The following is a 9,781-nucleotide window of genomic DNA, read 5'->3' as shown; positions in this document are numbered from 1 at the left end:
ACGACAAACCATCCAGCATCGGCGCTTGCAGCACCGCAAGCTCGCCGCATAACATCAACCCAAAGACGAGGCCGATACTCCGCTAATCCAAGACCCAAACTGCGCCAAATGATCTGACGACGGACAGGCAGACCCGGCACGTTGCGGATTGAGGGCGCAACGGCGGCAGCATTGCCATCTTGAAATCGAAATATGCATGATACACATTGGTTTTCGAGCTTCGACCCCTGAAAGTCTCGCGCTTCCAGGCCTCCCGAAGAGGTCCTTCCTCTCCGCCATTCTTTCGCGCGCATTTCACCTTGTGCAATTGCTTCAGCAGGGCGTCCTCGCAGGCGGTCATGCCCTTGCGTCGCCGTCGGAATGATTTCACGATGCGGCGGTCTCTGCTTCAGCACGCAAAATTTGGCCGAAGGGGCTGTGTCGCGCCATCGTGGCGAAAGGGTTTCTCCTCTGTCGTTGACTTTTGTCAGCTGCCGTGACCAATGTCACGATGCTTGGAGGAGGCATCGACCATGGCGATCCGGCCGGTAGAACAGACCATTCATAAGGCCGCCTGGCTATACTATACCCACGGCATGCGCCAGGATGAAGTGGCCAAGCACCTGAACATATCCCGGGCGTCGGTAGCCATGTATCTGCGCAAGGCGCGCGAAACCGGCATCGTCACCATTTCCACCTCGAGCCAGCTTTTCACCGATGGGGTTCTGGCGCGCGAACTCGAGGATGCTCTGGGCCTTGACGGGGTGTGGATCGTGCCGGAAGACCGGTCCGCGCTCGATCCGGCCGCCGAAATGCCGACAGTTGCAGCCACCGCCTTCACCGAGAAAATCAGCAGGGGCGACCGAGTCGGCGTCGCCTGGGGGCGCACGGTCTACCACATTGCCGACGTGATGCCCTATGTCGATCTGCAGGACGTGACCGTCGTCCAGCTTTGCGGCAATCTCGGCGCGCCGTATAATTACCGGCCCGACCAATGCACCACCGAAATCGCCCGACGCCTCAATGCCGAGGGGATCAACCTCTATGCGCCGCTGGTGCTGTCTTCGGAAGAATTGGCGGCGGCGCTGATGGACGAGCCGGTGATCCGTGAGCAATTGGCCTCCATTTCCTCCTGTTCCCTGGCGCTTTATTCGGTAGGCGGCATCGAGGACGACAGCCACCTGGTCAAATGCGGCGCCTTGTCGGCAGCGGAGATGCAGGCGCTGGGACGGGCAGGGGCGGTGGGCGTCATGGCCGGAAGGCTGATCGACGCCGATGGCCAATTGATGGACTGCTCCTATAATCGGCGCGTGATCTCGGCCGATCTCGGCTCCATCCGCGCTATCCCCAAGCGCATGATGGTGGTCGAGCAGGCGGCCAAGTTCCTGCCCCTCGTCGCCGCCATCAGGGGCGGCCTGGTTTCCCATCTGGTGGTCACCACCTCCATGGCCCGGCGTCTGCTCGACCACTGGAACACGGGGGCATAATGCCCCATTCGCAAATTTCCGAATGACCGAGGATAGCCCATGCTCAATCTCTGGAACGACGCCGAAGCCGAGGCGATGGTCGCATCTTATGCCGCCAAGGGCGTAAACCGCGATCTGGCTTTGCGGACGTATACGACTCGCCTCCTGGGCGGCGAACCGCGCCTAGTATTGCATGGCGGTGGCAATACATCGGTCAAGACCAAGATGTCCGATCTGGTCGGGGATAGCTGGGACGTGCTGTGCGTCAAGGGCTCCGGCTGGGATATGGGCATTATCGAGCCTGCTGGCCTGCCTGCCGTCAAGCTCGCCCCGCTTTTGAAAGCCCGCAAGCTGGACAAGCTTACCGATGAAGACATGGTGGCCTTGCAGCGCGCCAATCTCATCGACCCTGCGGCCCCCAATCCCTCGGTCGAGGCGCTGCTGCACGCTTTCATTCCGCACAAATTCGTCGATCACACCCATTCCACCGCCATTCTCGCCATTGCCGATCAGGCCGAGAGCGAGCGGATGAGCCGCGAAATCTTTGGGCCGAAAATGGGATTCGTGCCTTATATCATGCCCGGATTCGATCTCGCCAAACTCGCCGCCGAAGTGTTCGACCAGGATCCGAGCGTCGATGGTCTGATCCTCGACAAGCACGGCATCTTCACCTTCGGCGACACGGCCAAACAGGCCTATGACCGCATGATCCATTATGTGTCTGTGGCCGAAGATTATGTGGCGCAGAACGGCAGGAACCCGTTTTTCGCCATTGCTCTGCCCGCCGCGCTCGCCGCTCCGGAAGACATCGCGCCCATGTTGCGCGGCGCCATCGCCTTTGCCAAAGGAGAGGGGGCGTTCGAGCGTTTCGTGTCCGAATTCCGCACATCGCGGGACATTCTGGCCTTCGTGAACGCCGCCGAAGTCGAAGACATGGCCCGGCGCGGCGTTTCGACCCCCGATCTGTCCATCCGCATCAAGACCGGCCCCATGGTCCTGCCAGCGCCCGATGCCGGGCAATTGGATGGCTACCGCGCCGTGATCGACGAGCGGGTGGCCAAGTTTGTCGCTGATTACACCGAATATTTCCGCGTCAACGACGCCCGCGACGAGGTGGCGCGGACCATGCTCGATCCCATGCCGCGCCTGACGCTCGTGCCGGGTCTGGGCATGTTCGGGCATGGCCGCACACTCAAGGATGCCAAGATCGCCGCCGATGTCGGCGAGACCTGGATCATGGCGGCGCGCGACGCCGAATCCATCGGGCGGTTCGAGCCGGTCTCCAAGCCCGATCTTTTCGATCTCGAATATTGGTCGCTCGAACAGGCCAAGCTGGCCGGCGCCAAGCCCAAGCCGCTGACCGGGCAGGTGGCCGTAGTCACCGGGGGGGCAGGGGCCATAGGCGCCGCCACTGCCAAGGCCTTCGCCGCGCAGGGCGCGCATGTGGTCGTGCTCGATCTCGACGGCGACAAGGCGGGGCTCGTGGCCAAGGCCATTGGCAATGGCGCGATCGGCTGCGCCTGCGACGTCACCGATCCGGGATCGGTTCGCGCCGCCTTCGATGTGACGGTCAAGACTTTTGGCGGCGTCGATATCGTCGTCTCCAATGCCGGGGCAGCGTGGGAAGGGCCAATTGCCACGCTGGACGAGGGCTTGCTGCGCAAGAGCTTCGAGCTGAATTTCTTCTCGCATCAAAGCGTGGCCCAGAACGCGGTGCGCATCATGAAGCAGCAGGGCACGGGCGGCGTGCTGTTGTTCAACGCCTCCAAGCAGGCGGTCAATCCCGGGGCCAATTTCGGCGCCTATGGCCTGCCCAAGGCGGCGACCCTGTTCCTTTCCCGCCAATACGCGCTCGAGCATGGCAAGGACGGTATTCGCGTCAACGCCGTCAATGCCGACCGGATCCGCTCGGGATTGCTCAATGATGAGATGATTGCCGCCCGGTCCAGTTCGCGCGGATTGAGCGTCAAGGACTATATGTCGGGCAATCTGCTCGGCCTCGAAGTTACCGCCGAGGACGTTGCGCAGGCCTTTGTGCATCAGGCGCTGGCCAGAAGCACGACCGCCGATGTCACCACAGTGGATGGCGGCAATATCGCGGCGGCGATGCGATAGTCGTCCGAAGGCGCAAATGCAAAAAAAGGGCGGCGCCGTGAGGCGCCGCCCTTCCTTATTGTTTCCTGCGCGATCAGCGGGCCGGCAGCGGCATCCAGGCAGGAATAGCGACTTCAGCATGGGCGAATTGCGGCAGCTTGCCGGACAGCTCTTCCATGTTCTTGATGTCGTTGTCGTTGAGCTGCGCCTGGGTGATCAGCGTCGGCGGGATGATGACATTATGCCCAGTATCCTCGCCGGCCAGCATCATGGCGAGCGCACGCACCGAAACTTCGCCCACCACGGCCGGATTGGTGGCCGCCGTCGCGACCCAGGCCGAGCCCGGCTCGCGCATCGCCGCGATGTCGGCGGTGGAAATGTCGGCTGAATAGATCTTGACCTGGCTCGACATGCCGGCTTCGTCCACGGCGATCTTCACGCCCTTGGCGAATTCGTCATAGGGCGCGAACATCACGGTGATGTCGGGATTGGCCGCCAGGACCGAGCGGGCCTGGTTGGCCACCGAATTTGCGATCGGATTGTCGAGCGTACCGAACATGGCCTTTTCATTGATGCCGGCATACTTGGCCTTGAATTCCTTCCAGACCTCGTCACGCCGATCCAGCGGGGCGATGCCGGCGACATAGACATAGCCGGCGGTCCAGCTTTCGCCATTGTCGGTGATGGCCTGTTCAAGCGCCAGGCGCGCCAGATCGTGGTCCGATTGCTCGATCTGGGGAATGGCGTCGTTCTCGACATTGACGTCGAAGGCCACGACCTTGATGCCGGCATCCACAGCGCGCTGCGCGGCTTCCTTCATCGATTCGGTGAGGCCGTGCTGGATGATGATGCCGTCCACGCCCAGCGCAATGGCCTGATCGACCATGTCGGCCTGGAGCGCGGCGTCCTGGCGGCTGTCGAGCACGCGCAGTTCGACGCCGAGTGCCTTGGCCTGGGCCTCGACGCCCGAGAGATAGGCCTGGAAGAAGTCGCCGGTGGAGAGATAGCGCACCAGGGCGATCTTGACGGCGCCCGGATTGTCGAAGGGCGCCGGCATGGACTGCGCCAGGGCAGTGCCCCCGAGCAGGCTTGCGCCGAAAAGGCCAAGGGCGAGTTTGCCGAGAAGTCTACGAGAGATCATGCTTTCCTCCGTTTGCATGAAAAGCGGGAGCTGTCCTTAGCGTCTGCCCCGCTTGGAGAGGGCGAAAGTGAAAACCAGGGCGACGACCAGAACGGCGCCCTTGACGAAATCCTGCGTGTAATAAGGCGCGTTCATCATCGTGAGGCCCTGCAAGAGGATGCCGACAAACAGCGCCCCGATCGCTGTGCCGAAAGCATTGGGCTTGGCCGCACCCAACACCGCGAAGCCGATCAAGGCGGCGGCGACCGAATCGAGCAGGAGATTATTGCCCGAGGCGATGTCTCCGCGCCCGAGGCGCGCCGCGAGCAGGATGCCGCCGATAGAGGCGAACACACCCGAAATAACATAGGCCCAGATCTTGTAGGCCTTTACCGGCGCGCCGGCCAATTGGGCGGCGCGCTCGTTCGAGCCCACGGCATACATCATGCGCCCGAAGCGGGTATATTCGAGGAAAAACCAGATCAGGATCGCCAAAGCGATCAGCATAACCACCGAAACCGGCAGCAGATTGGGTTGAAAGAAATCGAACCGATGCCGCCCCAGGGCCAGGAATTCCGGGCTGAAGGTACCATTGGCAGTGGTGCCGTCCGGCATGGTCATGCCGGTGGCGATGGAGCGTCCTTCGGTGGGGATGCGTTGCAGCCCGACCAGCAGGAACATCATGCCCAGCGTCGCCAGCAGATCGGGCACACGCATATAGACGATCAGCACGCCATTGATCACGCCGACAATGGCGCCAATGGCCAGGCATAGCGCGACCGCCGTCCAGCCATCGAGCCCCATCACCACCATGGCATAGGACGACGCCATCATCGCCGTGGTGGCGACAGAGCCAATGGACAGATCGAACCCGCCCACTACCAGGGTAGCGGTGACGCCCAGCGCCAGAATACCGGTGATGGAAACCGATTGCAGGATGAAGACGGCGCTTTGCGGGCTGGTGAAGCCGGTGGTGGAAAGGGAGAAAAACAGCACCATGCCGACCAAAAGCACGATGAAGCCATAGCGGATGGCATGATCGCGCAGGCTCGTGCGTGCCGGCAATGCGGGGCGGGGTGCGGCGTTTGCCTGGGGCATTTGTGTCTCTGTCATTGCTCTGCCGCCTCATGCTGACCGGCGATTTCCGCCAGCAGCCGGTCCATATCGATCTCTGAATTGCGGTGTTCGCCGACGATACTGTGCTCGCTCATGACGAGAATACGATCGGCGCATTCGAAAGCCTCATCCAGCTCGGTGAGGAAAACCAGCGTCGCCCGCCCCGCCGCCGAAGCCCGGAGTTTCTTGGCGATATCCCGGCGTGCGGCGATGTCGACGCCCTGGAAGGGTTCGTCGAGGATCAGCACGCGGCTCGACTGGGTCAGCCAGCGGGCCACCATCACCTTTTGCTGATTGCCCCCGGACAGCATGTCCATCTCGTCGCGCTCGCTGCGGCAGACAATGGCCAGGTTTTCGATCTGGCGCTGCGCCTCCGCACGCTCCCGATCGCGCCGCGACACCGAAAAGCTCGACAGGCGCCGGAGAAATGGCAGGCTCATATTCTCGTAGATATTGAAATCGGGCACGATGCCGTTATCCGAACGGTCCTTGGCGACGAGGAAGACGCCCGAGGCTATCGCGTGCCCGGTGTCGCGTGGAGAATAGGCGCGCCCGTCCAGCGTCATCTGTCCGCCAAGCGGGCGACGCGCGCCGAACACGCTCTCGGCCAGGGCTGTCTTGCCCACGCCAACGAGCCCGGTGACCGCGACGATTTCGCCATCGCCCAGGGTGAAGGAGAGCGGTTTCGCCGTCGGGGCGATGCGCAGCGCCTTGACCTCGAGGATGGCTTGGCCGCCCTCGCGCACCGCCACTGCATTGAGGTTGATCTTCTGCCCGAGCATGGCGTTGACTGCGCCCTCGTAATCGAGCTTCTCGCCCTCGAAAACGCCGGTGATGCGCCCGTCCCGCAGCGACACGATGCGGTCGGCCAGACGGCGGATGTCGGACATACGATGCGAGATATAAAGGATGGCGACGCCGCGCGCCCGCAGCCGGTCGATGAGGTCGAACAGGCGATTGGCCTCGGCACTGGAGAGCGAAGAGGTCGGCTCGTCCAGGATCAGCACCTTTGGCTCATGCGCCATGGCACGGGCGATCGAAACCATCTGCCGATCCGCCAGTGGCAGGTCGCCGACCATGGCGGACAGATCGAGCGTCAGATCCATGCGCTCGGCAACTTGCCTCGCCTGGCGGCGCACGGCGCGCGGATTGAACAGGAGGTGCGCGCCCTTTCCGCTCAGCCGGTCGAGGGTGAGATTGGTGGCGACGTCCAGATCGGCCACCACCCCGTCATTGATATTCTGGTGCACGGTGACGACGCCGGCGCGCATGGCCTCGGCGGGCGTCGTCGGCTCGAAGGCTGCGCCGGCCAGGGTCATGGTGCCGCCATCGCGGGCATAGACGCCGGAAACGATCTTGACCAGCGTGGATTTGCCGGCCCCGTTCGCGCCCATCAATACGGTAACGGCGCCGGATTTGAGCGTCAGATCGACCCCGCGGAGCACGGGAATCGGTCCGAAGGCCTTCTGCAACCCGGCAATGCGGAACACGGCTTCTTCGTCCATGCGCTCCTCCCTTATGCCGACGCTATCCCGCCGCTTCGTCAGATGTCAAGCAAGTTGACATTTGTCAGAACCCTGTCCTACGAAAGAGGGGCCGGGCGACGCAAAACCACGAGCCCGGCGGCCGCAGGAGGAAAGAATTGGCTGAAACGCAGGACTTTCAGGCACTCGATGCCGTTACACTGCCGGTGCGTCTCGGCGACAATCCGGCCATGCGCGCCGCCCTGGGCAGCGATGCGAGCGGCTGGCTTGTGCGTGAAGTGGGCGACGGCAACCTGAACCTCGTCTTCATCGTCGAGGGCGGCAAAGGTACCGTCATCGTCAAGCAGGCTCTGCCCTATGTACGGCTGGTGGGGGATAGCTGGCCGCTGCCTCTCAAGCGCTCATTCTTCGAATATCACGCCCTCAAGCGCCAGGCCGAACGCGATCCGGGCATGGTGCCGGAAATCCTGCATTTCGATGAAGCGCAGGCGCTGATCGTGATGGAATTCCTCAGCCCGCACATCATCCTGCGACAGGCCCTGATCAATGGCCAGCAATTGCCCAGGATCGGGCGCGATCTCGGACTTTTCCTTGCGCGCACCTTGTTCCGCGGCTCGGATCTTTCGATGCCCACCAAAGCGCGCAAGACCGATCTGGCGCTTTTTGCCGACAATGCCGAGCTCTGCGACATCACGGAAAATCTGGTATTTTCCGATCCCTATTTCGATGCCCGGATGAACCGCCATACCAGCCCGCAACTCGACGGGATCGTGGCCGAACTGCGCGCCGACCGCGACATGAAGGTGGTGGCGCAGAAGATGAAGCATCTCTTCGCCGCCAATGCCGAAACCTTGCTGCATGGCGACCTGCATACAGGCTCGGTCATGGTGACCATGGACGAAACCCGGGTCATAGATCCCGAATTCGCATTCTATGGCCCCATGGCCTTCGATGTCGGCATGTTGCTCGCCAATTTCTGGATGAATTTTCTGGCGCAGGCCGGACATGAACAAGGGGGCAGCCGCGATAGCATGCGCGCCTATCTCCTCGGCGTCATCGAGCAGATCTGGTCCGGCTTCACCGACGAATTTACCCAGCTCTGGCGCACGGAACGTAAGGGCATTCTTTACGAAACGCGGCTCTTCGAAGAGCGGGGTGACGCGCTCGGCGCCGATCAGGCGCTTGACATGGTGCTGCACGATATTTTTGTTGATGCCCTCGGCTTTGCCGGGGTGGAGATGCACCGCCGCATACTGGGCCTTGCCCATAATGCCGATTTCGAAACCATAGCCGATCCCGATCTGCGCGCCCGTTGCGAAACCAAGGCGCTCAAGCTCGGGCGCCATATCGCAGTCAATCGGCACGCCATTCATTCCATTGCCGAGGTCAACAAGCTGGCCGTCCGGCTCGAAAAGGAGTTCGTTCGTTGAAAGTCGGAGATCGCCACTATCACACTATCTGGCTCAACACGGACGGGCTTTCGGTCGATATCATCGACCAGCGCTGGCTTCCCCACGAGTTCAAGATCGTGACGCTCAAAAGTGTCGATGACGTTGCCGTTGCCATCCGGGACATGTGGGTGCGGGGCGCGCCGCTGATCGGCGTCACCGCCGCCTATGGCGTGGCGATCGCCATGCATGAGGATGCTTCGGACCAAGCTCTCGATGCCGTCTGGGACAAGCTGCACGAGACAAGGCCCACCGCCATCAACCTCAAATGGGCGCTGGATGAGATGCGCACCTTGCTGCGCCCGCTGCCGCTCGGGGAGCGCGCCGCCGCCGCCTATCGCCGGGCCGGTGAAATCGCCGAGGAAGATGTCGAGCTCAACCGCAATATCGGGCTCAACGGCCTCAAGATCATCCGTGAGATCGCCGCGAGGAAGCAGCCCGGTGAAGTCGTCAATATCCTGACCCATTGCAATGCCGGCTGGTTGGCCACCGTCGATTACGGCACCGCCACTGCCCCGATTTATCTCGCCGTCGAAGCAGGCATTCCGGTCCACGTCTATGTCGATGAGACCCGCCCGCGCAACCAGGGCGCGCAATTGACCGCCTGGGAGCTGAATGGCCATGGTGTGCCCCATACGCTGATCGTCGACAATGCCGGCGGCCATCTGATGCAGCATGGCCAGGTGGACATGGTCATCGTCGGCACCGACCGCACCACCGCCAATGGCGATGTGTGCAACAAGATCGGCACCTATCTCAAGGCCCTCGCCGCCAAGGACAATAACGTGCCGTTTTACGTCGCCCTGCCTTCGCCGACCATTGACTGGACGGTAAAGGATGGCGTGAAGGAAATTCCCATCGAGGAGCGCACCGGCGACGAGGTCTCCTTCGTGCAGGGCCGCGGCCCGGACGGCAAGACCGTCTCGGTGCGCATCTCGCCCGAGGGAAGCCCTGCGGCCAATCCGGCCTTCGATGTGACCCCCGCGCGCCTCATCACCGGCCTGATCACCGAGCGCGGTGTCGCGAAAGCCTCGCCTGAGGGGCTAAAAGATCTTTTCCCCGAACGGAACTGAG

The 9,781-nt window shown here is 62.4% G+C and carries 7 protein-coding genes; 4 read left to right on the top strand and 3 right to left on the bottom strand.

Translation table 11 applies throughout. The features are described from left to right. The first annotated feature begins 512 nt into the window (after positions 1 to 512). Both H0482_RS13810 and H0482_RS13805 read left to right on the top strand, forming a co-directional pair. Positions 513 to 1,466 (top strand): sugar-binding transcriptional regulator, encoded by a 954-nt coding sequence (locus H0482_RS13810; protein WP_193730652.1) that lies wholly within the window; start codon positions 513 to 515, stop codon positions 1,464 to 1,466. 39 nt (positions 1,467 to 1,505) lie between these two features. Continuing rightward, on the top strand, positions 1,506 to 3,560 hold the full coding sequence (locus H0482_RS13805) for a bifunctional aldolase/short-chain dehydrogenase (protein WP_193730651.1): 2,055 nt from the start codon (positions 1,506 to 1,508) through the stop codon (positions 3,558 to 3,560). A gap of 73 nt (positions 3,561 to 3,633) precedes the next feature. On the opposite strand, the gene H0482_RS13800 is transcribed toward H0482_RS13805, so the two are convergent. The 3 genes from H0482_RS13800 to H0482_RS13790 are packed head-to-tail and all read right to left on the bottom strand — an operon-like array spanning position 3,634 to position 7,280. Beyond that, positions 3,634 to 4,680, bottom strand: coding sequence for a substrate-binding domain-containing protein (locus H0482_RS13800; protein WP_193730650.1), 1,047 nt, complete (start codon positions 4,678 to 4,680; stop codon positions 3,634 to 3,636). Between the two features lie 36 nt (positions 4,681 to 4,716). Then, positions 4,717 to 5,757, bottom strand: a complete 1,041-nt coding sequence (locus H0482_RS13795) for an ABC transporter permease (RefSeq protein WP_193730649.1) — start codon at positions 5,755 to 5,757, stop codon at positions 4,717 to 4,719. A gap of 11 nt (positions 5,758 to 5,768) precedes the next feature. Next, a complete protein-coding gene (locus H0482_RS13790) occupies positions 5,769 to 7,280 on the bottom strand; it encodes a sugar ABC transporter ATP-binding protein (protein ID WP_193730648.1) in 1,512 nt (503 codons plus the stop codon). A gap of 137 nt (positions 7,281 to 7,417) precedes the next feature. On the opposite strand from H0482_RS13790, the gene mtnK reads away from it, so the two are divergent. Next, positions 7,418 to 8,689: an S-methyl-5-thioribose kinase gene (mtnK, locus tag H0482_RS13785; RefSeq protein ID WP_193730647.1), complete on the top strand. Its 1,272-nt coding sequence runs from the start codon at positions 7,418 to 7,420 to the stop codon at positions 8,687 to 8,689. Next, positions 8,686 to 9,780 carry an S-methyl-5-thioribose-1-phosphate isomerase gene (mtnA, locus tag H0482_RS13780; RefSeq protein WP_193730646.1) on the top strand — a complete coding sequence of 365 codons (1,095 nt, stop codon included), beginning with the start codon at positions 8,686 to 8,688 and terminating at the stop codon, positions 9,778 to 9,780. Before mtnK ends, mtnA begins: the two co-directional genes overlap by 4 nt. Position 9,781: the final 1 nt, after the last annotated feature.

Origin of the sequence: Devosia faecipullorum, assembly GCF_015158295.1 — a bacterium.
Lineage (GTDB): Bacteria > Pseudomonadota > Alphaproteobacteria > Rhizobiales > Devosiaceae > Devosia > Devosia faecipullorum.
This window is presented reverse-complemented; position numbering and strand designations above follow the sequence as displayed.

Bases quoted from the DNA above. Each gene is read 5' to 3' on its own strand.
- H0482_RS13810 (WP_193730652.1), top strand. From the start codon at position 513: ATGGCGATCCGGCCGGTAGAACAGACCATTCATAAGGCCGCCTGGCTA.
- H0482_RS13805 (WP_193730651.1), top strand. From the start codon at position 1,506: ATGCTCAATCTCTGGAACGACGCCGAAGCCGAGGCGATGGTCGCATCT.
- H0482_RS13800 (WP_193730650.1), bottom strand. From the start codon at position 4,680: ATGATCTCTCGTAGACTTCTCGGCAAACTCGCCCTTGGCCTTTTCGGC.
- H0482_RS13795 (WP_193730649.1), bottom strand. From the start codon at position 5,757: ATGCCCCAGGCAAACGCCGCACCCCGCCCCGCATTGCCGGCACGCACG.
- H0482_RS13790 (WP_193730648.1), bottom strand. From the start codon at position 7,280: ATGGACGAAGAAGCCGTGTTCCGCATTGCCGGGTTGCAGAAGGCCTTC.